At 63.7% G+C, this 25,446-nt stretch carries 28 protein-coding genes; 19 read left to right on the forward strand and 9 right to left on the reverse strand.

Going from position 1 to position 25,446, the window contains the following annotated elements:
* Nucleotides 1-98 precede the first annotated feature (98 nt).
* Nucleotides 99-1,091, forward strand: a complete 993-nt coding sequence (locus L8F45_RS00635; protein ID WP_342360960.1) for a KpsF/GutQ family sugar-phosphate isomerase — start codon at nt 99-101, stop codon at nt 1,089-1,091.
* On the forward strand, nt 1,091-1,402 hold the full coding sequence (locus tag L8F45_RS00640) for a YciI family protein (RefSeq protein ID WP_342360961.1): 312 nt from the start codon (nt 1,091-1,093) through the stop codon (nt 1,400-1,402). The genes L8F45_RS00635 and L8F45_RS00640 overlap by 1 nt, the downstream gene beginning before the upstream one ends.
* Here the strand turns inward: L8F45_RS00640 and L8F45_RS00645 are convergent, their stop codons facing one another.
* Both L8F45_RS00645 and L8F45_RS00650 read right to left on the reverse strand, forming a co-directional pair.
* Nucleotides 1,403-1,840, reverse strand: coding sequence for an NfeD family protein (locus tag L8F45_RS00645; protein ID WP_342360962.1), 438 nt, complete (start codon nt 1,838-1,840; stop codon nt 1,403-1,405).
* A gap of 18 nt (nt 1,841-1,858) precedes the next feature.
* Nucleotides 1,859-2,872 carry an SPFH domain-containing protein gene (locus L8F45_RS00650; RefSeq protein ID WP_342360963.1) on the reverse strand — a complete coding sequence of 338 codons (1,014 nt, stop codon included), beginning with the start codon at nt 2,870-2,872 and terminating at the stop codon, nt 1,859-1,861.
* Nucleotides 2,873-3,102: 230 nt separating this feature from the next.
* Here L8F45_RS00650 and clpB point away from each other — a divergent pair, with 230 nt between their 5' ends.
* Complete coding sequence (clpB, locus tag L8F45_RS00655) at nt 3,103-5,718, forward strand: ATP-dependent chaperone ClpB (RefSeq protein WP_342360964.1); 2,616 nt, start codon at nt 3,103-3,105, stop codon at nt 5,716-5,718.
* On the opposite strand, the gene L8F45_RS00660 is transcribed toward clpB, so the two are convergent.
* Nucleotides 5,719-7,389 (reverse strand): methyl-accepting chemotaxis protein, encoded by a 1,671-nt coding sequence (locus L8F45_RS00660; RefSeq protein ID WP_342360965.1) that lies wholly within the window; start codon nt 7,387-7,389, stop codon nt 5,719-5,721. It lies immediately after the preceding gene.
* A gap of 314 nt (nt 7,390-7,703) precedes the next feature.
* Entirely contained in the window at nt 7,704-8,309 is a 606-nt protein-coding gene (locus tag L8F45_RS00665; protein WP_342360966.1) for a pyridoxamine 5'-phosphate oxidase family protein, read from the reverse strand.
* 129 nt (nt 8,310-8,438) lie between these two features.
* Between L8F45_RS00665 and L8F45_RS00670 the strand changes: the two genes are divergently transcribed.
* Nucleotides 8,439-9,197: an MOSC domain-containing protein gene (locus L8F45_RS00670; protein ID WP_342363591.1), complete on the forward strand. Its 759-nt coding sequence runs from the start codon at nt 8,439-8,441 to the stop codon at nt 9,195-9,197.
* 202 nt (nt 9,198-9,399) lie between these two features.
* On the opposite strand, the gene hppD is transcribed toward L8F45_RS00670, so the two are convergent.
* Nucleotides 9,400-10,506 (reverse strand): 4-hydroxyphenylpyruvate dioxygenase, encoded by a 1,107-nt coding sequence (gene hppD, locus L8F45_RS00675; protein WP_342360967.1) that lies wholly within the window; start codon nt 10,504-10,506, stop codon nt 9,400-9,402.
* A 116-nt stretch (nt 10,507-10,622) separates the two neighbouring features.
* On the opposite strand from hppD, the gene L8F45_RS00680 reads away from it, so the two are divergent.
* The 7 genes from L8F45_RS00680 to L8F45_RS00710 all read left to right on the forward strand — a co-directional run bounded on the left by L8F45_RS00680 (nt 10,623) and on the right by L8F45_RS00710 (nt 15,501).
* Nucleotides 10,623-11,105 carry an Lrp/AsnC family transcriptional regulator gene (locus tag L8F45_RS00680; RefSeq protein ID WP_342360968.1) on the forward strand — a complete coding sequence of 161 codons (483 nt, stop codon included), beginning with the start codon at nt 10,623-10,625 and terminating at the stop codon, nt 11,103-11,105.
* An 82-nt stretch (nt 11,106-11,187) separates the two neighbouring features.
* Nucleotides 11,188-12,120, forward strand: a complete 933-nt coding sequence (locus L8F45_RS00685; protein WP_342360969.1) for a tellurite resistance TerB family protein — start codon at nt 11,188-11,190, stop codon at nt 12,118-12,120.
* Between the two features lie 117 nt (nt 12,121-12,237).
* The gene (locus L8F45_RS00690; protein WP_342360970.1) at nt 12,238-12,777 is read left to right on the forward strand and encodes a permease; all 540 of its coding nucleotides are present in this window, start codon (nt 12,238-12,240) and stop codon (nt 12,775-12,777) included.
* 1 nt (nt 12,778) lies between these two features.
* Complete coding sequence (locus L8F45_RS00695; protein WP_342360971.1) at nt 12,779-13,273, forward strand: hypothetical protein; 495 nt, start codon at nt 12,779-12,781, stop codon at nt 13,271-13,273.
* Nucleotides 13,270-14,295, forward strand: a complete 1,026-nt coding sequence (locus tag L8F45_RS00700) for a DUF2272 domain-containing protein (protein WP_342360972.1) — start codon at nt 13,270-13,272, stop codon at nt 14,293-14,295. Before L8F45_RS00695 ends, L8F45_RS00700 begins: the two co-directional genes overlap by 4 nt.
* Before the next feature lie 8 nt (nt 14,296-14,303).
* A complete protein-coding gene (locus L8F45_RS00705; protein ID WP_342360973.1) occupies nt 14,304-14,789 on the forward strand; it encodes an ureidoglycolate lyase in 486 nt (161 codons plus the stop codon).
* Nucleotide 14,790: 1 nt separating this feature from the next.
* Complete coding sequence (locus L8F45_RS00710) at nt 14,791-15,501, forward strand: AprI/Inh family metalloprotease inhibitor (protein WP_342360974.1); 711 nt, start codon at nt 14,791-14,793, stop codon at nt 15,499-15,501.
* Between the two features lie 3 nt (nt 15,502-15,504).
* Here the strand turns inward: L8F45_RS00710 and mmsB are convergent, their stop codons facing one another.
* Nucleotides 15,505-16,386: a 3-hydroxyisobutyrate dehydrogenase gene (gene mmsB / locus L8F45_RS00715; protein WP_342360975.1), complete on the reverse strand. Its 882-nt coding sequence runs from the start codon at nt 16,384-16,386 to the stop codon at nt 15,505-15,507.
* Between the two features lie 59 nt (nt 16,387-16,445).
* Here mmsB and L8F45_RS00720 point away from each other — a divergent pair, with 59 nt between their 5' ends.
* Together L8F45_RS00720 and L8F45_RS00725 are read left to right on the forward strand one after the other, a co-directional pair.
* On the forward strand, nt 16,446-16,724 hold the full coding sequence (locus tag L8F45_RS00720; protein ID WP_342360976.1) for a type II toxin-antitoxin system RelE/ParE family toxin: 279 nt from the start codon (nt 16,446-16,448) through the stop codon (nt 16,722-16,724).
* Entirely contained in the window at nt 16,696-17,025 is a 330-nt protein-coding gene (locus L8F45_RS00725) for a HigA family addiction module antitoxin (RefSeq protein WP_342360977.1), read from the forward strand. Before L8F45_RS00720 ends, L8F45_RS00725 begins: the two co-directional genes overlap by 29 nt.
* A 4-nt stretch (nt 17,026-17,029) precedes the next feature.
* Here L8F45_RS00725 and L8F45_RS00730 read toward each other — a convergent pair whose 3' ends face one another.
* Genes L8F45_RS00730 through L8F45_RS00740 form a run of 3 tightly spaced genes read right to left on the reverse strand, consistent with a single transcriptional unit; the run spans nt 17,030 to nt 21,312 of the window.
* Nucleotides 17,030-18,181 carry an isobutyryl-CoA dehydrogenase gene (locus tag L8F45_RS00730; protein WP_342360978.1) on the reverse strand — a complete coding sequence of 384 codons (1,152 nt, stop codon included), beginning with the start codon at nt 18,179-18,181 and terminating at the stop codon, nt 17,030-17,032.
* On the reverse strand, nt 18,178-19,782 hold the full coding sequence (locus L8F45_RS00735; RefSeq protein ID WP_342360979.1) for a GMC family oxidoreductase: 1,605 nt from the start codon (nt 19,780-19,782) through the stop codon (nt 18,178-18,180). The genes L8F45_RS00730 and L8F45_RS00735 overlap by 4 nt, the downstream gene beginning before the upstream one ends.
* 30 nt (nt 19,783-19,812) lie before the next feature.
* A complete protein-coding gene (locus L8F45_RS00740) occupies nt 19,813-21,312 on the reverse strand; it encodes a CoA-acylating methylmalonate-semialdehyde dehydrogenase (RefSeq protein ID WP_342360980.1) in 1,500 nt (499 codons plus the stop codon).
* Nucleotides 21,313-21,425: 113 nt separating this feature from the next.
* On the opposite strand from L8F45_RS00740, the gene L8F45_RS00745 reads away from it, so the two are divergent.
* The 6 genes from L8F45_RS00745 to cpdR all read left to right on the forward strand — a co-directional run bounded on the left by L8F45_RS00745 (nt 21,426) and on the right by cpdR (nt 25,407).
* Nucleotides 21,426-22,352, forward strand: coding sequence for a LysR family transcriptional regulator (locus L8F45_RS00745; protein WP_342360981.1), 927 nt, complete (start codon nt 21,426-21,428; stop codon nt 22,350-22,352).
* A 91-nt stretch (nt 22,353-22,443) separates the two neighbouring features.
* Nucleotides 22,444-23,016: a YceI family protein gene (locus L8F45_RS00750; RefSeq protein ID WP_342360982.1), complete on the forward strand. Its 573-nt coding sequence runs from the start codon at nt 22,444-22,446 to the stop codon at nt 23,014-23,016.
* On the forward strand, nt 23,013-23,612 hold the full coding sequence (locus tag L8F45_RS00755; RefSeq protein WP_342360983.1) for a cytochrome b: 600 nt from the start codon (nt 23,013-23,015) through the stop codon (nt 23,610-23,612). Before L8F45_RS00750 ends, L8F45_RS00755 begins: the two co-directional genes overlap by 4 nt.
* A gap of 81 nt (nt 23,613-23,693) precedes the next feature.
* Nucleotides 23,694-24,659, forward strand: coding sequence for a transaldolase (tal, locus tag L8F45_RS00760; RefSeq protein WP_342360984.1), 966 nt, complete (start codon nt 23,694-23,696; stop codon nt 24,657-24,659).
* A 10-nt stretch (nt 24,660-24,669) separates the two neighbouring features.
* Nucleotides 24,670-24,957 carry a DUF1330 domain-containing protein gene (locus L8F45_RS00765; protein ID WP_342360985.1) on the forward strand — a complete coding sequence of 96 codons (288 nt, stop codon included), beginning with the start codon at nt 24,670-24,672 and terminating at the stop codon, nt 24,955-24,957.
* A gap of 84 nt (nt 24,958-25,041) precedes the next feature.
* Nucleotides 25,042-25,407 (forward strand): cell cycle two-component system response regulator CpdR, encoded by a 366-nt coding sequence (gene cpdR, locus L8F45_RS00770; protein ID WP_342360986.1) that lies wholly within the window; start codon nt 25,042-25,044, stop codon nt 25,405-25,407.
* Nucleotides 25,408-25,446 lie beyond the last annotated feature (39 nt).

The following is a 25,446-nucleotide window of genomic DNA, read 5'->3' on the forward strand; positions in this document are numbered from 1 at the left end:
GATCGGTTAACGGATCAAAAACGAGCGTGGTTAACAGCGGGTTACGGGCGAGGTCCGGGAGGTCGCAGCGAGCCGCCGGCCGTGATAAAGCGCTCGCCATGAAGACCGCCGCCGCCGATACGACCCCTTCTCCCTCGACCCGCTCAGCGCTCGCGACCATCGCCACGGAGCGCGACGGGCTGGAGATTTTGCGCGCCGCGCTCACCGGCCCGCTTGGCGCGCGATTCGAGAGCGCCATCGCCAGGCTGAGCCGGATCAAAGGCCGGGTGATCGTCAGCGGCATGGGCAAGTCAGGCCATGTCGGCCGCAAGCTGACAGCGACGCTCGCCTCGACGGGCACGCCCGCGCATTTCGTCCATCCCGCCGAAGCGAGCCATGGCGATCTCGGCATGATCCAGCCCGAGGACGCGATCATCGCGCTGTCATGGTCAGGCGAAACGGCCGAGCTTGCCGATCTCGTGCGCTATTCCCGGCGCTTCAATGTGCTGCTGGTCGCAATCACGTCGAACGGCGATTCGGCGCTCGGCCGCGAAGCGGATGTCTGTCTCGCCCTGCCAAAGGCGACCGAAGCCTGTCCGAACGGGCTTGCGCCCACGACATCGACGACGATGCAGCTTGCGCTCGGCGATGCGATTGCGATCGCGCTGCTCGAACATCGCGGCTTCTCCGCGCAGGATTTCCGCGTCTTCCATCCCGGCGGCAAGCTCGGCGCGCAGTTGAAGACTGTCGCGACGATCATGCATACGGGAGATCGCCTGCCGATCGCGCCGGTCGGTTCGCTCATGCGTGATGCGATCGCGCTGATGTCGGCGAAGGGTTTCGGCACGGTGATTTTGGCCGACGAGGCCGGGCGTCTTGCCGGCGTCATCACGGATGGCGATCTCCGACGCCATCTCGGCGCCGGGCTCCCGGACAGGCGCGTCGAGGAGATCATGACGAAGACGCCGACAACAATCGCGCCGAACGATCTGCTCGCCGATGCGCTGGAGATCATCCAGACGCGCAAGCATGGCGCGCTGATCGTCGTTGAGAACGGCAAGCCGGTCGGGCTCGTGCATGTGCTCGATCTGCTGCGCGAAGGCGCAGCGTGATGGAGAAGCAGCAATTTCTCTACGTCGTGAAGGCGACGCGGCCGGAGATGCTGATATCAGGTCCGACGCCCGAGGAGCAGGCGATCGTCGGCCGGCATTTCGCCTATCTCAAGGATCTCACTGACAAGGGCGTCGTCGTGCTCGTTGGCCGCACGCAGACGACGGGGCCTGAGACCATGGGCCTCTGCATCTATGAGGCGGCGGATGAAGCCGCCGCGCGCGTGATCATGGACAATGATCCCGCCATCCTCGGCGGCGTGATGACGGGAACGCTCTATCCCTACAAGATCGCGCTGATGCGCGGCGTGTGATCAGGCGGCGGCCTTCACCATCAGCGTCGTGCCGGAAACGCCCGTGATGACCGCGCGCGATCCCGCCGGCATGTCAGGGCCTTCGGCGCGCCAGATCGTGTCGTCGACAGAGAGCCGCCCGACGCCGTTCTCGATGCCGCTCGACAAGGTCACCGTGCGGCCGACAAGCTGCTCGCCGCGCCGGTTGAGGAAAGGTTGCTCGCCTTCATTGTCGGTGGCGCGCTTGGTCAGGAAATATCCAAGCGCCACTGCGACGATCGCAAAGCCCGCGAACGCCACGAGCTCGCCGAAGAATTCGAGCGGCCAGAACCAAACAAGGCCGCCCACCGCGACACCGGCCAGTCCGAACCACAGCAGGTAAACGCCGGGCGCGAACAACTCCAGGATTGAGACGACCAGACCGCCGATGATCCAGAGATAGGGACCGAGGGCAGGCATAGAAGAACTCCTTTGCGATCAGTTATTCGGATTGTCGCCGAACGGCCTTGGCTGGCCGCCGCCCTGACGTCCGCCGGCGCGCGGGACCGAGCCCGGCGGCTGCGCGTCGGGCCCGAACAGGCCCCTGGCGATTTCGCCGATGCCGCCAAGCGTCGAGACGAGCGCTGTCGCCTCCATCGGCATGAAGACGAGTTTCTGATTCGGCGACGACGCCATCTTGGCGAAGGCTTCGACATATTTTTCCGCGACGAGGAAATTCGCGGCGGCGCGGTCGCCCTTGGCGATGGCGTCCGACACCATCGCGGTCGCCTTGGCTTCCGCTTCCGCCGAACGTTCGCGCGCCTCGGCGTCGCGGAACGCCGCTTCGCGCCGGCCTTCAGCTTCGAGCACGAGCGACTGCTTGATGCCTTCAGCTTTCAGCACGGCTGACTGGCGCAAGCCCTCGGCTTCCAGAACCTGTGCGCGCTTCTCGCGTTCGGCCTTCATCTGGCGGGCCATCGAATCGACCAGATCGGCGGGGGGCACGATGTCCTTGATCTCGATGCGCGTCATCTTCACGCCCCAGGGCGACACGGCGGAATCCACCACCCGCAACAGTCGCTCATTGATCTCGTCGCGATGCGAGAGAAGCTGGTCGAGATCCATCGAACCCATGACCGAACGGATATTGGTCATGACGAGGTTGAGGAGCGCGAGCTGCAGGTTGGCCACCTCGTAGGAGGCGCGCGCGGCGTCGATCACCTGGAAGAAGGTGACGCCATCGACGCGCACCGTGGCGTTATCCTTGGTGATGACCTCCTGCGAAGGCACGTCGATCACCTGCTCCATCATGTTCACCTTGTTGCCGACAGCGTCGATGAAGGGAACGAGGATGCTCAAACCGGGATGCAGGGTGCGGGTGAAGCGGCCGAAGCGTTCGATCGTCCAATGGTAGCCCTGCGGAACCTGCCTCACGATCCTCGAGAGGAGGAAAAAGAGGAAGATGATGAAAACGAGCAGGACAATAATGCCTGGACTGAAAGGCAACTGCATGAAGGGACCCCCAACGCGCCAGCGCGGACGCAGATATTGGACCTGACCCTATCTCTGCGCCAGACGTCATCCCGTCAGGCGTGCGCCAGCGCACAGCGATCTGGATCAATTCCACCCTTGAAGCGATGTGTTTCTCTCCCCACATCGGGCTGGCGGGCGGCCCATCAGGGCGTCCGTGTCCAGCAGTTTTCCGCGCCGCTACGGGGCCGGATAACGGGATCGAGGTCAGAATGAATATCGAGAAATACACCGAGAGGGCGCGAGGCTTCGTCCAGGCCGCCCAGACGATCGCCCTCCGGGAAAACCAGCAGCAGTTCACCGCCGAGCATCTGCTCAAGGCGCTGCTCGACGACAGCGAGGGCATGGCGGCTGGTCTGATCGACCGCGCCGGGGGCAACTCGAAGCTCGCGCAGCAGCTCGCCGATCAGGCGGTGGCGCGCATCCCCAAGGTTTCCGGCGGCAACGCCGGCCTGCAACTCACGCCGGCGCTGGCGCGCGTGTTCGACGCCGCCGAGAAGGCCGCGCAAAAGGCGGGCGACTCCTATGTCACCGTCGAGCGGCTTCTGCTCGCGCTTGCGATCGAGAAGGACACGGAGGCCGGCCGCGCGCTCGCCAAGGCGGGCGTCTCAGCGCAGTCGCTCAACGCGACGATCAACGAACTGCGCAAGGGCCGCACCGCCGACAACGCCTCGGCGGAGAACGCCTATGACGCGTTGAAGAAATACGCCCGCGACCTCACCGAGGCGGCGCGTTCGGGCAAGGTCGATCCCGTGATTGGCCGCGACGAAGAAATCCGCCGCACAATCCAGGTGCTGTCGCGGCGCACCAAGAACAATCCCGTGCTGATCGGCGAGCCCGGCGTCGGCAAGACAGCGATCGTCGAAGGTCTCGCGCTGCGCATCGTCAATGGCGATGTGCCGGAATCGCTCAAGGAGAAGCGCTTGCTCGCGCTCGACATGGGCGCGCTGATCGCCGGCGCGAAATATCGCGGCGAGTTCGAGGAGCGGCTGAAGGGCGTACTCAACGACGTGATGTCGTCTGACGGCCAGATCATCCTCTTCATCGACGAAATGCACACGCTGGTCGGCGCTGGCAAGGCGGACGGCGCCATGGACGCGTCGAATCTCCTGAAGCCTGCGCTCGCGCGCGGCGAATTGCATTGCGTCGGCGCGACCACGCTCGATGAATACCGCAAGCATGTGGAGAAGGACGCCGCGCTGGCGCGGCGCTTTCAGCCTGTGTTCGTGAGCGAGCCGACCGTCGAGGACACGGTCTCGATTCTGCGCGGTCTCAAGGAGAAGTACGAGCAGCATCACGGCGTCCGCATCCAGGATTCCGCGCTCGTCTCCGCGGCGACGCTTTCGAACCGCTACATCACCGACCGCTTCCTGCCTGATAAGGCCATCGATCTCGTCGACGAGGCGTCGGCGCGCCTGCGCATGCAGGTCGACTCAAAGCCTGAAGAGCTCGACTCGATCGACCGTGAGATCGTGCGGCTGAAGATCGAGGCCGAAGCGCTGAAGAAGGAGAGCGATGCGGCGTCGAAAGATCGGCTGAAGAATCTGCAGCGCGAGCTCGGCGAGCTCGAGCAGCGTTCGGCCGAGCTGACGGCGAAATGGCAGTCCGAGAAGGACAAGCTCGGAAAGGCCGCCGATCTTAAGAAGAAGCTCGATGAGGCTCGCAACGAACTCGCGATCGCGCAGCGCCAGGGCCAGTATCAGCGCGCCGGCGAGCTCGCCTATGGCGTGATCCCCGGGCTCGAAAAGCAGCTCGCTGCGATCGAAGAGAAAGGCGGCGGCGGCTTCATGGAGGAGGCGGTGACGCCGAACCATGTGGCGCAGATCGTCTCGCGCTGGACCGGCGTGCCTGTCGATCGCATGCTCGAAGGCGAGAAGGACAAGCTCCTCCGCATGGAGGAGGAGATCGGCAAGCGCGTCGTCGGCCAGGAAGAGGCGGTGCGCGCGGTCTCGACCGCGGTGCGTCGCGCTCGCGCCGGATTGCAGGATCCCAACCGGCCGATCGGCTCCTTCATGTTTCTTGGGCCGACCGGCGTCGGCAAGACGGAGCTCACGAAGGCGCTCGCGTCCTTCCTGTTCGACGATGATACGGCGATGGTGCGCCTCGACATGTCCGAATACATGGAGAAGCATTCCGTCGCGCGGCTGATCGGCGCGCCTCCGGGCTATGTCGGCTATGACGAGGGCGGCGCGCTCACAGAGGCAGTGCGGCGCAGGCCTTATCAGGTTGTGCTGTTCGACGAGATCGAAAAAGCGCATCCCGACGTCTTCAACGTCTTGCTGCAGGTGCTCGATGACGGCCGCCTCACGGATGGACAGGGACGCACGGTCGACTTCCGCAACGTGCTTGTGATCATGACGAGCAATCTCGGCAGCGAGTTTCTTGTCATTCAGCCCGAGGGGCAGGATACGGATGCGGTGCGCGACGACGTGATGACGGTCGTGCGCGGTCATTTCCGACCGGAATTCCTCAACCGCGTGGACGAGATCATCCTGTTCCATCGGCTCAAGCGCGAGCAGATGGGCGCGATCGTCGACATCCAGATCAGGCGGCTCCAGAAGCTTCTGGATGAGCGCAAGATCAGGATCGCGCTCGATCCCTCGGCGCGCGAATGGCTCGCCGAAAAGGGCTACGATCCCGCCTATGGCGCGCGGCCGCTGAAGCGCACGATCCAGAAGTCGCTGCAGGATCCGCTGGCCGAGATGCTTCTCTCGGGAACCATCAAGGACGGCGAAGTCGTCAGCGTGATCGCCGGGCCTTCCGGCCTGATGATCGGCGACGTCGCGGTCGGGACGGAGCGGCGGCCGGAAGGCGTGAGGCTGAACTAATTATCCAGCGCGGACGCGGGCGACGAAATCGCCCGCGTTCTTTTGTAGACGGTGGGCCTGCAGGCCGAGATCGCTGGCGGCCTTGATCACTTGCGCCGCCAGCCGGTTCGCTTCCTCGGCGGATTGCGCGACATCGGCGACGCTGTCGTACACGGCTTTCGACTGATGCGTGACCTGCTGGACGTTGGCTGCGATGTCGCGCGTCGCCTGACTCTGCTGCGTGGTGGCGAGCGCGATGCCTGACGACACGTTCTCGACGTTCCGCACCATGTCCGAGATGGTCGAGATTGCGCCGGCGACTTCGCTGGTCGCTTGTTCGAGAGAGCTGATCTGCTCGGCGATTTCCTGCGTCGCCTGCGCGGTCTGGACTGAAAGCGCCTTCACTTCGTTGGCGACAACGGCGAAGCCGCGTCCGGCGGCGCCGGCCCGCGCGGCCTCGATCGTGGCGTTGAGCGCGAGCAGATTCGTTTGCTCAGCGATGCGCGCGATGAGATCGACGACTTCGCCGATGCGCCGCACTGAGGCGGCGAGGCGGTCCATCTCCGCCTGAGCTTCTGCTGCGCCCGCGACCGAGCGTTGCGTCGCTTGCGATCCCTCCGTGGCGCGGCGATCGATCTCGGCGATCGAGGCTGACATCTCCTCACTCGCGGCGGCGAGTGTGCTCGTCGCGCCGAGCGTGTCCTGCAAGGTCGAGATGGCGCGCTGTGATTGATCGTCCGTGCGCGATGAGAGCCGATTCATCGACTCCGCGTTGCGCTGCAATTCTTCCGCGGCGGAGGAGAGCGCCTCGACGATGCCGAGCACGTCGTTTTCGAAACTCATGGCCACGCCCGACAGCGCCGCTTCACGTTCTTTTCTGGCCTGAGATCGCGACGCCGCCTGCTCGCTTTCGAGATTGGCCTTCGCAGCAAGATTCGATTTGAAGGTGCGGATCGCGCGCGCGAACATGCCGATCTCGTCCTTGCGCCGCATATCTCTCTCCAGCCCGTCAGCGGAGGCGGTTTCATCGCGGAGAACCGCAGTCAGACGACGCAAGGGCTTTGCGATCCCGAGGATGATCCATAATAGCGCCGCCAGGCACGCGATGGCGATCAGACCCGCGCCGAACAGAAGACGCTGCTGGAGTCCTTCATCCTTGGCGGTCAGCGCGTCCTCCGCCTCGCGGCTGGTTTCGCCGCCGAGGATATTGATGAGCCGGTTAAGTTGCGCGTTGAGATCGTCGATCGCGGCGTCGAACTGGAATTCGAGCAGAAGATTTCCCTCCTGCTTGCGCCCCTCGTCGATCATTTGACGGATTTGCCCGGACAGATCGCGCAGGGCCTGGGCTTTCGCCCTGATCCCCGCGACGTCCTCCTTTCGCTCAGGCGCGCGCCGAACGGCGTCGTCGAGCCAGTTGCTCATCACCGTATGCTCATTGGCGACGTTGCGGCTCGCGAGCAGCGCTTCCTGGCGATCGGAGATGATGAAGCTGCGATAGGTGTCGATCACCATGCGCGCCGACGATGCTTTCGCTTCCGCGAGCGCGAATCGCGCGGGATAGATTTGCTTGGTGATCGTCTGCTGGGCTTCGCGAATGTGCGAGAGCTGCCTGCGGATCATCTCGATACCCGCGACAGACAACGCGCCGAGCAAAAGGATCACCAGGAGAAATCTGGACAGAAGGGAAGACATGAAGGTTTTTCGCGTGGCGAAGATGATCTCGCCGATCGCGACGACATCTAGACGACCGCGAGTAAACTTTGGATTGCGGCGTGAGTCGCATCACTGTCACAATCCATTCTGATCGCGATCCTGCGAAAGTCCGCTTCAGGTCATAATCTGGTAACAATCGCCCGATAGAAACGCATCAAGTTCGGAAGCGACGCGAAAGCAACGCTTCCCCTGCGCCCCCGACCGGCGGATGTAACCGGAGGATGAGGCGCAAGCGAAGGCCTCCGTCCAGTAGCTGGGCGGGGGTTTTTGTTTGCGTCGTCGCGATGCGCTGATCAGCCTTTCCATGTCGGCTGGCGCGGATGGATCGCATCCTTGAACATGTCGAAGCCCTTCCAGGCGGGTTCAACCGGTTCGCAGCCGGCTTGCGGCATGTAAACGGAGGGTTCCTGCAGTTGCAGCTTCGGAATATAGCGCGGACAGTTGGGGAAGATGGCGCGCGCCGTCACGCGGATGATCATCTGTGCGCCGACAGTTTCTCCGAGGAGCGGATCATCGCGGCTCACGTTCGCCGAGCCGTTCACGCGCAGGCGGCGCGGTCGCTCATGCATGTCGATGAAGAGCAATCCAACATTGGGATTGACGGAGAGATTGCCGAGGCTCTTGAACATCCCGTTGCCGTCATAGTCGGGAAAGGCGATTTCCGAATCGCCGGTGACGCGCACGAATCCGGCTGGTCCGCCCTTGAAGGAGCAATCCGGCGATCCCTTCTCATCCGCGGTCGCGAGAAAGAAATAGATCACGCTCTCAATGAACGTCTTGTCGTCGGCGGTGAAGGTTTTTCGCGCAAGCTTCTCTTCGAGGCGATCAGAAATGCGCCGGCTGTCGAAAGCGTCCTGGAGCCGGCGGCTCCCCTCATGATACAGAATGCTGTCGGTCATGGCCTAACCCCCAGCGGTTGGCGGCGTCAGCGGGCGCCGCGCATGGACTACATACCCGCCGCCCGGAGCGCGCAAGCGGCGTCTCGTGCGGGCTCATTGACGAAAAGGGGCGGGGTGTTCACATCAGCCATGCGCATCGCTTCGCTCTATCGCTATCCCGTCAAGGGACTGTCGCCCGAACCTCTCCCTCAGGCGCGGCTTGAGGCCGGTTCATATTTCCCCGGCGACCGGCTCTACGCCATCGAAAACGGCCCGTCCGGCTTTGATCCCAAGAATCCGGAGCATCAGCCGAAGATCAAATATCTCATGCTGATGCGCAATGAATCATTGGCGCGCCTCAAGACGCGCTACGACGATGCGACGCAGACGCTCGGCATCGCGTATGAAGGCAAGCCTGCCGTCGAAGGCGACCTTTCCACCGCAGAGGGGCGACAGGCGGTTGAACAGTTCTTCGGAGGCTATATGCCGTCCGAATTGCGCGGCCCGGCGAAGGTGCTGACCGCGCCCTCAGGCTATCGCTTCACCGATTCGCGGCGGGGATTCGTCTCGCTCATCAATCTCGCCAGCGTCGCCGAGATCGAGTCGATCGTGGACGCGCCGGTCGATCCGCTGCGTTTCCGCGGCAATCTCTATGTCGAGGGCATGGCGGCGCGCAGCGAGCTCGACCTTGTCGATGCGACGCTTGCGATCGGGAGCGATGTGAAGCTCAGGATTCTCAAGCGCACCGAGCGTTGCGCTGCGACCAATGTCGACCCCGCCACGGGCCTGCGCGACCTGTTCATTCCGCGCGCGCTGATGCGAACATTCGAGCACACCGACTGCGGCGTCTATGCCGAGGTGCTGAACGGAGGGGTCGTGAAACCGGGCGACGAGGTCAGGATTGTTTGATCGCTGAGCCGAGCGTTTCGCGAAACTCTTCAGAACCATTACCTGCGGATTTTCCGGATCGCCGTCCCGGGCGCGCTGCGGCATGAAATGATGCAACGCAGACCCGGGACCTTATCGGGATGAGCTTCTATCGGCTCAAGGTCCCGGGTCTGCATCGCACCACTGCCGTGCTGCGATGCGCCCGGGATGACGCGCAATTTGATTACGCCGCCGGCTTCAGCACGCCGCGCCTGATCTGATCCTGCTCGATCGATTCGAAGAGGGCGCGGAAATTGCCCTCGCCGAATCCTTCGTCGCCCTTGCGTTGGATGAACTCGAAGAAGATCGGCCCGATCACGGTCTTCGAGAAGATCTGCAGCAGGATCTTCGTCATGCCGCCATCGACCACGCCTTCGCCATCGATCAGGATACCGTGTTTCTTCATGCGGGCGAGCGGCTCGTCATGGCCGTTTACGCGCGCCTGCGACATCTCATAGTAGGTGTCCGGCGGGCCCGGCATGAATTTCAGGCCGTTGGCAGCGAGTTTGTCGGTCGCGTCATAGATCCCGTCGGTGCCGACGGCGATGTGCTGGATGCCTTCGCCCTTATACTTCTTGAGATATTCGGCGATCTGGCTGGTCTCGTCCTTCGACTCGTTGAGCGGGATGCGGATCTTGCCGCAGGGCGACGTGATCGCGCGGCTCACAAGCCCCGTGATCTTGCCGTCGATATCGAAGAAATGAATCTGCTTGAAGCCGAAGAGGTCGCGATAAAAATCCCACCATTTGTCCATGTTGCCGCGATAGACGTTGTGGGTGAGGTGATCGAGATAATAGAAGCCGACGCCTGCAGGCTTGGCATTGCGTTCGCCGATCCAGTCGAATTCGGCGTCATAGGCTGAACCCTTCTCGCCATAGGTCTCGATGAAATAAAGCAGCGACCCGCCGATGCCGACGATCGCGGGCGCGTCGATGCATTTGCCGTCGCCGGCATAAGGCGTCGCGCCTTTCGACACCGCATGATCGAGCGCATGTTTGGCGTTGACGACGCGCCACGCCATCGAGGGAGCGCAGGGACCATGCTCGGCGACAAAATTCATCGCATGCGAGCCGGGCTCGGCGTTGACGATGTAGTTGATGTCGCCCTGCCGCCAGACCGTGATGTCCTTCGTCCGGTGCTTCGCGACCGCCTTGTAGCCCATGCGGGCGAAAAGCTCGGCGAGTTTCTGCGGCTCGGGATGAGCGAACTCGACGAATTCGAAGCCGTCCGTTCCGGCCGGATTCTCCGGGCTGATGGTCGCCGGCGGGGCATCATGCGGGAAGGGTCCCATGGTCGTCTCCAGAATTCCGAGTCTGGCGCAAAGGATATGCCCGAAGTGGCGCAAAATGCGTGCAATCTGGTAGTCTATGGGCTATAGTTCGCATATTCTGTGCGGAATCTTCCGTTATGGCGCACGAACAAATCATTCTCGACGCGACTGATCTGCGCCTCTTGGCGCATCTGCAGGAGGATGGCGCCGCGACCAACGCCGAGGCGTCGGAGGCGATCGGCCTCTCGCCGTCGCAGGTGTCGCGCCGCCGGCAGGCCCTGGAGCAGGCCGGCGTGATCCGCGGCTATCGCGCGTTGCTCGATCCCGAAGCTGTCGGGGTCGGCACCACGGTCTTCATCCATGTCGCGCTCGCGACCCATTCGCGCGACAACGCCAGGCGCTTCCGCGATCTCGTGCGCCTGACGCCGGCGATCCTCGAAGCCTATGCGCTCACCGGCGAAGCCGACTATCTCCTGAAGGTCGCGGTTGGAGGTCTAAAAGACCTTTCGCAGCTCGTGAACGACGTGTTGCTGCCGCATGAATCGGTTGATCGCGTGCGCTCGGAAGTCGTGCTCGATGTGTTGAAGGAGACGAGCGCGCTGCCGCTCGCGGCGCGATAACATTTGCCGGGCGTATTTCTCCCGCCACAATTCAACTCTTATCTCCGCTTCGGCGCGCCTTCGCGTCGCAGGGAGCTTCACCATGTTTGACGCGAAATCGCTTCTCGACGGCCTTCTCGGCGGCGCCCAGCAGGGCGGACAGGCCGGTGGCCTCGCCAGTGTGCTCGGCAATGTTCTCGCCCAGGCGCAAGCGCAGGCCCAGCAGGCGGGCCTTGGCGACACGCTGAACCGCATGCGTGAGCAAGGCGTGGGTGGAACCGCCAGCAGCGTCTTCGGGCAGGCGACTGGTGGGCTGCGCGATGCGGCGAGCCGCGTCGATCAGAGCACCGGCGCCTCCGACAAATTCAACGAGATCGTCGGCCAGCTCTCCGGCGGCAAGTCGCCGAACGATATCCTGGCTCAGGTGAAGCAGATGGCGTCTGATAATCCCGGCATGGCGACGGCTGCGCTGGGCGGTCTCGCCGCGGCGATCTTCGGCACCAGCGCGGGCCGCGGCCTTGCCACGAACGCGGCGAAGCTCGGTGGTCTCGCGACGATCGGCGGTCTCGCCTACAGCGCCTGGCGCAACCATCAGCAGGGCAAGCCGATGCTCGATCTCAACGCTGCTCCTGCGGCGGCGCCGGCCGGCTCTGGCTTCGAGCCTGACGCCGCCACCAACGAGCATGCGGAACTGTTCATCCGGGCCATGGTCGCTGCCGCGGCGGCCGACGGCTCGGTGGACGCCAATGAGCGCGCGACGATCATCGCCGGACTGCAGCAAGCGGGTCTCAACGAGGAGGCCTATGCCTGGCTCGAAAACGAGATCGCGCATCCCATGTCGGCCGATCAACTCGCCGCGGCGGCCGCCGGCTCGCCCGAGCTTGCGACGCAAATCTACACCGCCGCCCGCATCTCCATCGAACCGGATGAGGGCGCCGAATCGCAGTTCCTCAAGACGCTTGCGGCGAAACTCGGACTTCCCGATGCGCTCGTCGCCCAGATCGAAGCGACGGCGAAGGCCGCCAAGGCCGCCTGACGCGCGTCCAGCGCGGGACAGCCGCACGCGATCTGCACGCCGCCGCCTTTGCAGGCGGCTGCGGCTTGGCTATGCGACGGGGCGGGCGCTGAAGCCCGCTCCGTTCGCGCCCAGCCTTTGTCTTTCCGCAAATTCTTTTCCCGCATCGACTGGAGCTTCGCGCTCATCTGCCTTCTCAGCGGCGGATCGGCGCTCGCGGTGCTGCATCGCGAGGGCTGGCCGAAATTCTTCGACATCTTCACCGAGGATTTCTCGCTCTTCCTCGAAATCGTGCCGAAGTCGATCGCCGGCACGCTGATCGGCGCGCTCGTCCGCCTGCTCGTGCCGCGCGAGGTGATCCGGCAGTGGATCGGCGAGAATTCCGGCTTCTTCGGCCTGTTCATCGCGGCCTTCGCCGGCATCCTGTTTCCCGCCGGCCCCTTCACCGTGTTTCCCCTGGCGGCGGCGTTTCTCGTCGCCGGCGCTGATCGCGGCGCGGCGGTCGCCTTCATCACGGGCTGGCTGCTGCTCGGGCTCAATCGCGCGGTGATCTGGGAAATGCCGTTCTTCGGGTTCCATTTTGTTGCGCTGCGTTCGGTCGGCGCCGTCTTCATGCCGGTGCTGGCCGGCTGGATCGCGCGATCGATCCCGCTGCGCTTCGTGATGCGAGGCGCCTGAGATGGCCGCGCTCATCGTCACGATCATTCTCTACAGCGCCGTTGCGGCGCTGATCACGGTCGGCGCGCGCCGCAATCGCCGCATCGTCTATGTCGCGGGCTGGCGCACCGCGCACGAGTTCCGACGGCTGCTGCCGCGCCTGCTGATCGGCATCGTTGGCTCGGGCTATATCGCGGAGATGTTGCCGCCGGAAACGGTGAGCGCATGGCTCGGCCATGGCTCCGGCGTCGTCGGCGTCGCCATCGGAACGGTCGCTGGCGCATTGACGCCCGGCGGGCCGGTGGTCGGCTATTCCCTCGGCGCGGCCGCGCTGAAAGCCGGCGCCGGCGCGCCACAGGTGGTCGCCTATGTCACGGGCTGGTCGCTCTACACCTTCAACCGGATGCTGGTCTGGGAATTGCCGACGATGCCGGCCTGGTTCGTGCGCCTGCGCGTTGCGATCTCGCTGCCTTTTCCCTTTATCGCCGCGGCGATCGCGGATTTCCTGATGTCATGATCGCGCGGCGCATTCGCATTGTTTTGTCAGTCGTCGCGATCTTCGCGACGACGCAGGCGGCGTTCGCACAGGTTTTCCCGGATCCGCGGCAGCGCGTCGAAATGCGTTTCGAACGCCCCGAGACGAAATCAGGCGCAAGTTTCGCGCGTGTGAAGGATTCACAGTGCCGCGAAAGTGTCGCGAACGTTTCTGGCGATGCGACGTTGCGCCGGCGCATCGTGTCGCTCGCAGCGCGCGAATGGGAGGCGTTCCACTTCCCGACCTTCGATATCGCAAGCGTAGGATTGCCGCTCGTGCCGCAAGTGCAGTCACGCGCGGGAAGCGCCGCGATCGTTCCTGGCGCGATCAACCCAGCTCTCGATCGCCCCTTGCCGCGCGCGTTGCGCCTCGGACTTGCCGAGGACGACGGCGAGGTGATGGAGCGTATCGGCGGTTATTGGGCCGTGACCCCCGGACAGGACGCCGTCGCCGTGCAGAATGTCATTTGGGGGCGAGGCGGGTGGCCGGGGACAGGTTGGGCGATCCCCTGGTCAGCCGCCTTCGTCTCCTGGGTGATGTGCGAGGCGGGGCTGACGCGGCCGCAATTCGCGCGCGCGGCGAAGCATTCGGCCTATCTCTCCGCCATGTTTGAGAACGCGGAAGCGTCCGCTTTCACGCCCGCCGATCTCACGACGCCGGTCGCCGCCGGCGATCTCGTCTGCACGGGGCGCGCTGAAAACAGGGACATCGCCTCGCTCGACGAGGCGCGGCGCGCGGCGACGCAAGGCGCGCTCATGCATTGCGACATCGTCGTGGGTAAGCTGCGCGATCGCGTGCTGCTGATCGGCGGCAATGTCATCAATGCGGTGACGCTGACGATCGCGCTCGCCGACGCGAAGGGCCGCGTGAAATCGACGGCGTTGCGGCCCTGGTTCGGCGTGATGAAGCTGAAGGTGCCGGAAGACAAACGGGCGGGATTGCGAGATATGGATTGGGCCTGTCTCGGCAAAGCTGATGCGCTCGCCTGTCTCGAAATGAAATAAAAGGGGGAATGATGAGAAAGATCGTCGCCGAGCCGCTGACACCAGAGGCGTTCGCGCCTTTTGGCGCTGTGTTCGATCCGCCTGCGCCAAAGGGCAGAGTCTATCTCGACACGTCGCTCGTGAATCTCCGCGACCATGCGAAGGCGAGCTATTCCATCGTTCATGTCGCCCCTCAACTTGCGCGGCCTCTGCCTCTCAGTGTTGTTGAACGGCACGAATTCTCTTCGCAGAGTTTCACGCCGCTCGATCATGGCCGCTTTCTCGTCGTCGCCGGTCCGAAGAATGGGGAAGGCGGCGCCGATCTCGACAGGATTCGCGTCTTCGTCGGTTCGTCCTTCCAGTCTTTCACCTATGGCGCAAATGTCTGGCACGGGCCGATCACGCCGATCGACAATCCCGTTCGCTTCGCGATCATGATGTTCAATGACTTCGTTTCCGGCGATGAGGAAGTCGTCCGCATGTCCGCGCCGTTCGCCGAAGTCGAAGGCCTCTGACATGAAGCGCGCCGCGATCATCGCCCAATGTGTGGCTGTGGCGCTCATCGCGGCGCCGGCGACGGCGCAGGAGATTTCCCCTGACATCATCAAGGCGACGACGGGCGAATGGCTGTTCGCGCGCCGCGACGGCAAGCCGGGATGCCGCATCATTTTGTCCGCGGAGAAAACGATCGGAGGCTATGCGCTGACTGCGCCCGCGAACTGCGCCACGCGACTGCCGAAAATCGCCGAGGCGGCGGCCTGGCGCTTCGACGGCAAGGGCGGCCTCGCCCTCGCCGACGCGACGCGCAAGACGATCGTCACCGTTACCGAACGCCAGGAAGGTTCATTCTGGGAAGGCGAGAGCGGCGAGGCGCGCGATCTCGTGATGATCAAGGCGCCAAAGGGCGTCGAAGCGCTGCCGATGGCGAAAGCGCTGTTCGGCAAATGGATCATGCGGCGGCCGGGCGGTCCTGCGATCTGCGAAGCGACCTTGCTCGACAAGCCGCCGCCGGGCGGCGAGGAGAGTTTCGCTTTGACTCTGTCGCCAACCTGCGACGCCGCGGTGAAGAAATTGAAGCTCGCCTCGTGGCGTATCGAAACGCTCGACCTGCAACTCTATGGAACCGACGGCGAAGGGCTCGCTTTCACGCCGCGCGCCGACGGTAATTTCAGCAAGTCGGCGCGCGCGGGCGGACGGCCGCTGGAGTTCGTGCGCGCTTCGCGCTGACGATCACTCGCGGCCGCGCACCAGATTGATGATGCCGGAGAAGTCGGCGCCTCCTTCGCCCCAGGCGTTGTGCAGCGCGTAGATCTGCGCTGCGAGCGCGCCCATCGGCGTCGTCGCGCCGCTTGCCGCCGCGGCTTCCTGCGACAGCTTGAGATCCTTGAGCATCAACGCGGATGCGAAGCCCGGCTTGTAGCCGTTATTCGCAGGCGAGGTCGGCACCGGCCCTGGCACCGGGCAATAAGTGGTGAGCGACCAGCACTGGCCAGACGATGTCGAGGCGACGTCGAACAAAGCCTGATGCGAAAGGCCAAGTTTTTCGGCGAGCACGAAGGCCTCCGACACGCCGATCATGGAGATGCCGAGGATCATGTTGTTGCAGATCTTCGCTGCCTGACCGGCGCCGGCGCCGCCGCAATGGACGATTTTCTTGCCCATCTGTTCAAGGATCGGCTTGGCGCGATCGAACGCATCTTTCTCAGCCCCGCACATGAAGGTGAGCGTCGCGTTCTTCGCGCCGCCGGTGCCGCCGGAAACCGGCGCATCAACCGAGAGAACGCCGGCCTGTTTCGCGATCTCATGCACGGCTCGGGCGGAATCGACATCGATCGTTGAGGAATCAATGAAGAGCGCGCCTTTCTTCGCCGCGGGAATGGCTTCCGCCCACACCGCGCGCACATGCTTGCCTGCCGGCAACATGGTAATGATGATATCGGCGTCCTTCACCGCTTCTATGGCGCTGGCGGCGATGGTCACGCCTTCCCTCGCAGCCTGATCGCGCAGCGCCGGCGCGAGATCGACGCCGATGACCTTGTGCTGAGCCTTGACGAGATTGGCGGCCATCGGCCCGCCCATATTGCCGAGACCGATGAAGGCGATGGTGGTCATGATCCTCTCCTGCGGCTATTCATCTTGACGGAATACTAATTACGGAATAGGGTGAAAGGGTGATCAGGTCTTTCGCAGACAAGGACACCGAAAGCCTGTTTCACGACCGGCTTGTCCGCAAATGGTCAGCGATTGAACGAGGCGCGCGCCGCAAGCTGCAACTGCTGAACAGCGCGCGACGGCTCGACGATTTGCGGGTTCCGCCTGGCAATCGGCTGGAGGCGTTGCGCGGCGATCGCGTCGGCCAGCATTCGATCCGGATCAACGACCAGTGGCGCATCTGTTTCCGCTGGATTGAAGGTGAAGCCCATGACGTCGAAATCGTCGACTATCACTGAGCGCAAAGGCGGTTTGCTTGATCTCATTCCGCCCGGCGAGATTCTTGCCGAGGAATTCATGAAGCCCCTTGGCGTAAGCCAGAACCGGCTGGCGCGCGATATCGATGTGCCCGTCAGCCGCATCGCCGGCCTCGTCAAAGGCGAACGCGCCATCACCGCGGATACGGCGCTGCGTCTGGCGCGCTTCTTCGGAACTTCCGCGGAAATGTGGATGAATTTGCAGTCCGATTATGATTTGCGCGTCGCGCGACGCGCTGCAGGCGCGCTGATCGAGAAGCGCGTTCGGACGCTGGCGGCCTGACGACTTAATTTCCACTCGACCTCCCCACCAAGTTCCGCGCCACGATCAGGCGCATGATCTCGTTGGTTCCCTCCAATATCTGATGCACGCGTAGATCGCGCACGATCTTCTCGACGCCGTAATCGGCGAGGTAGCCATAGCCGCCATGAAGCTGGAGCGCCTTGTTGGCGACTTCGAACCCAATGTCGGTGCCGAAGCGCTTCGCCATCGCGCAAAGCTGCGTAGCTTCCGGCGTCTTTGCATCGAGAGCTGACGCGGCGCGCCAGAGAAAGGTGCGCGCGGCTTCAAGCTCCGTCGCCATGTCGGCCAGCGTGAATTGCAGCGCCTGGAATTCGTCGAGCCTTTTGCCGAACGCCTTGCGCTCTTTCATATAGGCGAGTGATTTGTCGAGCGCGCCTTGCGCGCCGCCGATCGAGCAGGCGGCGATGTTAAGGCGGCCGCCATCGAGCCCGGCCATGGCGATCTTGAAACCGACGCCTTCCTCGCCCAACCGGTTCGCCGCAGGCACGCGACAATTCTCGAAGATCACCTGGCGCGTTGGCTGCGCGTTCCAGCCCATCTTCTTCTCGTTTGCGCCAAAGGAGAGGCCAGGCGTTCCCTTCTCGACAGCGAAGGTCGAAATGCCTGACGCGCCTGTCTCTCCGGTGCGAACCATGACGACATAGATGTCGGAAACGCCGGCGCCGGAGATGAACTGCTTCACGCCGTTGAGCACATAGTGATCGCCGTCGCGCATGGCTTTCGTCTTCAGGGCGGCGGCGTCGGAGCCCGCGCCCGGCTCGGTGAGGCAATAGCTCGCGAGATGCTCCATCGTGCAGAGCTTCGGCAGGAAGCGTTGTCGTTGCTCGTCCGATCCGAAACGATCGATCATCCAGGCGGCCATGTTGTGAATCGAGATATAGGCCGCGACAGTCGGGCAGCCCGTCGACAACGCCTCGAAAATCAGCGCCGATTCCATGCGGCCAAGGCCCGAACCGCCGACATCCTCGCGCACATAGACGCCGCCCATGCCAAGCGCCGCAGCGGCGCGCATTTCCTCGACAGGGAAATGCTTCTTCTCATCCCATTCCACCGCTTTCGGCGCGAGCGTTTCGGCGGCGAAATCGCGCGCCATATCGCGAATGGCGATCTGATCATCTGTCAGAGCGAAGCTCATCGCGCATCCTCGATAATCATCGCCGCGCCTTTCTCGGCGATCATCATGGTCGGCGAATTGGTGTTGCCTGATGTGATGCGCGGCATCGCCGAGGCGTCAATCACGCGCAGACTATCGACGCCGCGCACACGCAGGCGTTCGTCGAGCACCGCTGTCGGATCGCTTTCGACGCCCATCTTCGCCGTGCCGACGGGATGGAAGATCGTCGTGCCGATATCGCCTGCCGCATGCATGAGGTCTTCGCGCGTAGAGATATCCGCGCCAGGCTTGTATTCCTCCGGCCTGAATTTCGCGAGCGCGGGCTGGGCGACAATGCGGCGCGCGAGCAGCAACGCGTCGGCCGCGACTTCGCGGTCCTTATCGGCGCTGAGATAATGCGGATCGATCTTCGGCGCATCCTCAGGCTTCGCCGAGCGCGCATGGACCGAGCCGCGGCTCTCCGGCCTGAGATTGCAGACGCTGACGGTGAAGGCGTCAAAGGCATGCAGGGGATCGCCGAATTTGTCGAGCGACAATGGCTGAATGTGGAACTGCACATTCGCCGTGGCGAATTCAGGCGAGGATTTCGCGAAGGCGCCGAGCTGCGACGGCGCCATGGTCAGCGGGCCCTTGCGGAACAGCGCATATTCCAATCCCATCCAGCCGCGCTTGATGAGCGAGCGATATTCGCCGTTCATCGTCTTGACGCCGCTGACCTTGTAGATGGCGCGAAGCTGCAGATGGTCCTGCAAGTTTTCACCGACGCCCGGCGCATCATGAACGACGTCGACGCCAAGGCTTTTCATGCGATCACCAGCGCCGACGCCGGAGCGTTCGAGGATCGCCGGCGAGGCGACGGCGCCGGCCGACAGAATCACCTCGCATCGCGCCTTCAGCGTCTTTTTTTCACCGCCCCTGACAATGACGACTCCCGTCGCGCGTCTGCCATCGAAGACGACGCGATCGACAAGCGCATTGGTGATGAGTTCGAGATTGGGACGACTGAGCGCAGGTTTCAGGAATCCACGCGCCGCACTCCAGCGGCGGCCATTCTTCTGGTTGACGTGGAAATAGCCGCAGCCTTCATTGTCGCCGCGATTGAAATCATCGCTGCGCGGGACGCCCGCCTGTTCGGCGGCGTCGATGAAGCGGTCGAGCAATTCCCAGGATGCGCGGGGATAGTCAACGCGCCATTCGCCGCCGGCGCCATGCAATTCGCTTTCGCCACGGAAGAAATCCTGCTGCTTCCGGAAGAGCGGCAGCACGTCATTCCAGCCCCAGCCTGTGAGTCCAAGCTGGCGCCAGCCGTCATAGTCGGCCGCTTGCCCGCGCATATAGATCATGGCGTTGATGGCGGAGGAGCCGCCAATCACCTTGCCACGGGGGTAGGCGAGCGAACGCCCATTGAGGCCGGGATCAGGCTCGGTCCTGAACATCCAGTCCGAGCGTGGATTGCCGATGGCGAAGAGATAACCGACCGGGATGTGAAACCAGATCCAGTTATCCCTGCCGCCGCCCTCGACGACGGCGACGCTGTATTTGCCGTCCTGCGACAGGCGGTTGGCGAGCACGCAGCCCGCCGAGCCTGCGCCGCAAATGATGAAATCGAATGTGTCGGACATCTGCGCTTCCGGTCAGACGCGCAGAGCGGGTCACCGCATCGTCGGGATGACGAACTCCGAACCTTCCTTGATGCCGCTCGGCCAGCGCGACGTCACCGTCTTGGTCTTGGTGTAGAAGCGATAGGCGTCGGGACCGTGCTGATTGAGATCGCCGAAGCTTGAGCGCTTCCAGCCGCCGAAGGTGTAATAGGCCAGAGGCACCGGGATTGGCACGTTGACGCCGACCATGCCAACCTCGACTTTCGCCGCGAAATCGCGCGCCGCATCGCCGTCGCGGGTGAAGATCGCAACGCCGTTGCCATATTCATGATCGTTCGCGAGCTTCAGGCCTTCGGCGTAGTCCTTCGCACGCACGACCGACAGCACCGGCCCGAAAATCTCTTCCTTGTAGATGCGCATGTCGGGCTTCACATGATCGAACAGGCAGCCATGCATGTAGAAGCCGTTCTCATAGCCCTGCATGGTGAAGTTGCGACCATCGACGACGAGCTTCGCGCCCTCTTTCACGCCGACATCGACATAGTTCTTCACCTTATCGAGATGCGCCTTGGTGACGAGCGGACCGAAATCAGCGCTGCCGTCGGTCGAAGGGCCGACCTTCAGTGATTCAACGCGCGGGATAAGGCGCTTCACCAGCTCATCAGCGGTCTTCTCGCCGACGGGAACGGCGACGGAGATCGCCATGCAGCGCTCGCCAGCCGCGCCGTAGCCGGCGCCGATCAACGCATCGACTGCCTGATCCATGTCGGCGTCGGGCATGACGATCATATGGTTCTTGGCGCCGCCAAAGCACTGCACGCGTTTTCCGGCCGCGCAGCCGCGCGAATAGATATATTCGGCGATCGGCGTCGAGCCGACGAAGCCAACGGCCTTGATATCGGGGTCATCGAGGATCGCGTCGACCGCTTCCTTGTCGCCATTGACGACGTTGAGCACGCCGGCTGGCAAACCAGCTTCGATCAGCAATTCGGCAAGGCGCATCGGCACGCCGGGATCGCGCTCGGACGGCTTCAGGATGAAGGCGTTGCCGCAGGCGAGCGCCGGGCCGAATTTCCACATTGGGATCATCGCGGGGAAATTGAACGGCGTGATGCCGGCGACGACGCCGAGCGGCTGGCGCATGGAGTAGATGTCGATGCCTGGGCCGGCGCCTTCGGTGTATTCGCCCTTCATCATATGCGGCGTGCCGAGGCAGACCTCGATCACCTCGACGCCGCGCTGGATGTCGCCCTTGGCGTCCGGGATCGTCTTGCCGTGCTCGCGGGCGAGAATTTCGGCGAGCTCGTCATTATGCTTGGCGACGAGTTCGATGAACTTCATCAGCACGCGGGTGCGACGCTGCGGATTGGTCGCCGCCCAGCCGGGCTGCGCCGCCTTGGCGTTCTCGACCGCCATGCGCACGTCGTCCTTCGAAGCCAGCGCCACCTTGGCGCGCAGGCTGCCGTCGAGCGGCTGAAAGACGTCGCCGAAGCGGCCGGAGCGGCCTTCGACATGCTTGCCGCCGATGAAATGATGGATCTGTGCGACCATGGCGTCCTCCCGGATGCAGCTCTGTGTATTGTCTGACCGGACTCCTACATTGGTTTTTCCGCATATCAACGGCATAGTTGGCGTAATCGTTATGCGGAATCTCAGGAGCTTCCATGGATTGGGATCACGCCCGTGTCTTCCTGGCCGTCGCCCGCTCCGGCCAGCTTCTGGCGGCCGCCCGCCGGCTCGGGCTCGACCAGGCGACGGTCACCCGCCGCATCAATGCGCTGGAGCGCGACCTCGGCGCCAAGCTGTTCGAGCGCAGCCCGTCCGGCTCGGCCATGACAGCGGCCGGCGAACGGTTTCTGGAGTCCGCCGAGCGGGTGGAGAGCGAGATGCTGCGGGCGCAAAGCGCGCTGACTGACAGCTCCGTCTCGATCGCTGGCACGGTGAGGATCGGCGCGCCTGATGGCATCGGCACCTGGTATCTGCTGCCGCGGCTGGGCGCATTGCTCGCGTCGCATCCCGATCTCCGGATCCAGCTTGTGCCGCTGCCGCGCGCCTTCTCGCTCGCCAAGCGCGAGGCCGATCTCGCGATCACGATAGACCCGCCGGAAGAGGGCCGGCAGCGCCTTGTGAAAATGACGGACTATGCGCTCGGCCTCTACGCCTCGCGCGACTATGTCAGGCGTCATCCGCCGATCGAAGCTGTGACGGATGTCGCGCGCCATCGCGTCGTGACTTATGTGCGCGATCTCCTGTTCTCGCCGGCTCTCGACTATCTCGATGAACTCGGAATTCCCGACGGGCCGCGCTTCGAATGCGCGAGCGTGATCGGACAGCTTGAAGCAGTGCGCGCCGGCGTTGGCGTCGGCGTGCTGCATATCTACGCCGCCGACAATGATCCTGATTTCGTGCGGCTGCTTCCCGACAAGGCGGTGCGGCGCGCCTACTGGCTGACGACGCATGCTGACGTGCGCGACATCGCGCGCGTGAAGCTCGTGCATGATTTTATTCTCGCCTCGGCGCGGCGCGATCGCGGACTGTTCACAACTGCGCGAGAGGCTGGACAATCGCCTGCGATGAGGCGCGAGGCCTGATAATTTCCACCTGTTCCCGTGGGAACATCGCCGGGCGGTTCGCTCGCGTAGCAGGGGCGCGAAACGTTCCTGATCGCCGTACGAGGTCGTCATGCGCCTGTCATTCGTTCAATCTCTCATGCTCGCCGCGGCTGCTGCGGCGCAATCGCAGGCTGCGGCGGCAGCCGAAAGCTGGCGCATCGATCCCGCGCGCACGCGCATCGGATTCACCATCGAATCATCGGCGTGGCCGACGACGCGTGGCTCTTTCCAGAAATTCGACGGCCGCGTTTCTCTCGATTTCGATCATCCCGCCCGATCCTCGGTGCGCTTCTCTGTCCAGTCGTCTTCAGTCGAAGCCGGATCGAAAGGACTCAACGACTACATCCGTAGCGCCGTTTTCTTCGACGCGGCGAAATATCCGACCATGAGTTTCGCCTCAACGGCGGTGACGAAGGTCGATGACCGAACCGTGCAGGTGCAGGGTGATTTGACGCTGCTTGGCGTCACCAAGCCGATCACCTTGACGGTCAATGTCGATCGCACGCGCCGCGGCGGCGCTGCGGTGGGCTTGAGCGCGCGCGGTCAGGTGATGCGCTCCGCCTTCGGCATGAATTCCGGCGTTCCGATCATCAATGACCGCGTCGATATCGTGGTGACGACGGAAGCGGTCGGCGCGCCGTGATCGCGCAGGATGCGAACGAATCGCGCGACGATTCCGTTCGTGCGGAAGAAGCGGTTGGCGCGTGGCCGCTCGCGTTGCGCATTATCCATTGGCTGAGCGCGGCAGTCATCGTCGGCCTGCTCTCGCTCGGCCTCTACATGCGGCACGCCGACATCGACGCGGGCGAGGCGTTCGATCTCTATCAGCTCCATAAGTCCTTCGGCTTCATTGCGCTGGCGCTAATCCTGTTGCGCGTGATCGCACGCGTACAAACGCGGCGGCCGCCCTTTCCCGAGACGATGTCGCGGCGTGAAGTCGTGGCGGCGCGGCTGACGCACGCCGCCTTCTATGCGCTGCTGCTGGCGCTGCCGTTGATCGGCTGGGTGATGGTCTCAGCCGCGCCGCTGCCGGTGCCGACGCGCTTCTTCGATCTCGTAGAGATTCCCGCGCTGACCGCGCCCAGTGAGAGCGTCTACGGGATCGCGCGCCGGGCGCATCGCCTCGCCGCCTGGGCGCTCGGCGCGCTGCTGCTGCTGCATGCAGCGGCGGCGATGAAACATCACTGGCTTGACCGCGACTCGACCTTGCGGCGGATGTGGTTTACCCGGCGCGGCTGACGGACCCGACAGGCGGCCTCCGGCGTTCGATGATTGTCAAACGCCGTCAGGATCGCCACTTTCCCGGGAAAGGAGACCGACATGCCGTCCAAACTCGAACAGCTCGCGGCGATGACCACGATTGTCGCCGACACCGGCGACATCGACGCCGTCAAGCGGCTGAAGCCGGTGGACTGCACGACCAATCCGAGCCTCCTGCTCAAGGCGGTCGAACTGCCGCAGCATGCGGCGCTGGTCGAAGACGCCATCGCCTGGGGACGCAAGCAGGGCGGAAACGCCGATTCGCGAGCCGCCGCCGTCTGCGATCGCCTCGCCATCGCGTTCGGCGCCGAACTCGCGCAGGTCGTACCCGGCCGCGTCTCGACGGAAGTCGACGCCGACCTGTCTTTCGATACGGTTGCGACGGTCGACAAGGCGCGCGCCATCATCAACGCCTATGAAGAGCGTGGCGTCGGGCGCGAAAAGATTCTCATCAAGATCGCGTCGACTTGGGAAGGCATTCGCGCCGCCGAGGTGCTGCAGAGCGAGAAGATCGACTGCAACATGACGTTGCTGTTCTCGCTTGCGCAGGCGCAGGCGGCGACGGAGGCGCAAGCTTTCCTCATCTCGCCTTTCGTCGGCCGCATCCTCGACTGGCATGTGAAGGCGGGCGGCGGGCCTTACACATCCGAAACCGATCCCGGCGTGCAGTCCGTGCGCAGCATCCATGCGGCTTACAAATCACAGGGACGCAAGACCATCGTGATGGGCGCGTCGTTCCGTAATGTCGGCGAGATCGAGGCGCTTGCGGGATGCGACAGGTTGACGATTTCGCCGGCGCTTCTCGATGAACTCGCGAAGGCCGAGGGCGACCTGCCGCGCAAGCTCGACGCGTCCGCGATCGCGACGAAGCCGGCGCCGGCGGCGACGGATGAAAAGAGCTTCCGCTGGCAGATGAACGAGGACGCTATGGCGACGGAGAAACTCGCCGAAGGCATCCGCGCCTTCGCCAAGGATCTCAATTTGCTGCGCGCGCTCGTCGGCAAGCGGCTGGCGATCGCGGCCTGACGGCGCGGCGATGTCCGCCTACGTCATCGCCGAAACCGAGATCAGGGACGCAAAGCTGATCGAGACCTATCGCGAACTCGCGAAGGCTTCGATCGAGCGTCATGGCGGCCGCTATATCGTGCGCGGCGGCGCGACCGAACTGATCGAGGGCGGCCCCGAGCCCAGGATGATGATCGTGGTCGAATTTCCATCGATGGCGCAGGCCAAGGCCTGGTATGCGTCCGCGGACTATGCGGAAGCGCTGAAAGTGCGTCGCGATGCGCTCGACCGCCGGCTGATTTTCGTCGAAGGTGTGTGAGTCTCTGTGGACAATCCCATTCCTAACCCGACGTTTACGCCTCCCGGGGTATGAAAAGCCGATCCGACTCGCCCGAAGACCGTCATGACCAACAAGATTCTGCTCGCCGAAGACGATAACGACATGCGCCGCTTCCTGGTGAAGGCGCTGGAGAACGCCGGCTATCAGGTCGCGCATTATGACAACGGGCTTTCGGCCTATGACCGGCTGCGCGAGGAGCCTTTCGAGCTCCTGCTGACCGATATCGTCATGCCCGAGATGGATGGCATCGAGCTGGCGCGCCGCGCCACGGAGCTCGATCCGGAAATCAAGGTGATGTTCATCACCGGTTTCGCGGCGGTCGCGCTCAATCCCGATTCGAAGGCTCCGAAGGACGCCAAGGTCCTGTCGAAGCCGTTCCATCTCAAGGACCTCGTCAACGAGGTGTCGCGCCTCCTGAAGGCGGCCTGAGCGCTCGCAAAGCGGGCGGGCCGGGATGGCCGTCGGCTC

Origin of the sequence: Terrirubrum flagellatum, from assembly GCF_022059845.1 — a bacterium.
Lineage (GTDB): Bacteria > Pseudomonadota > Alphaproteobacteria > Rhizobiales > Beijerinckiaceae > Terrirubrum > Terrirubrum flagellatum.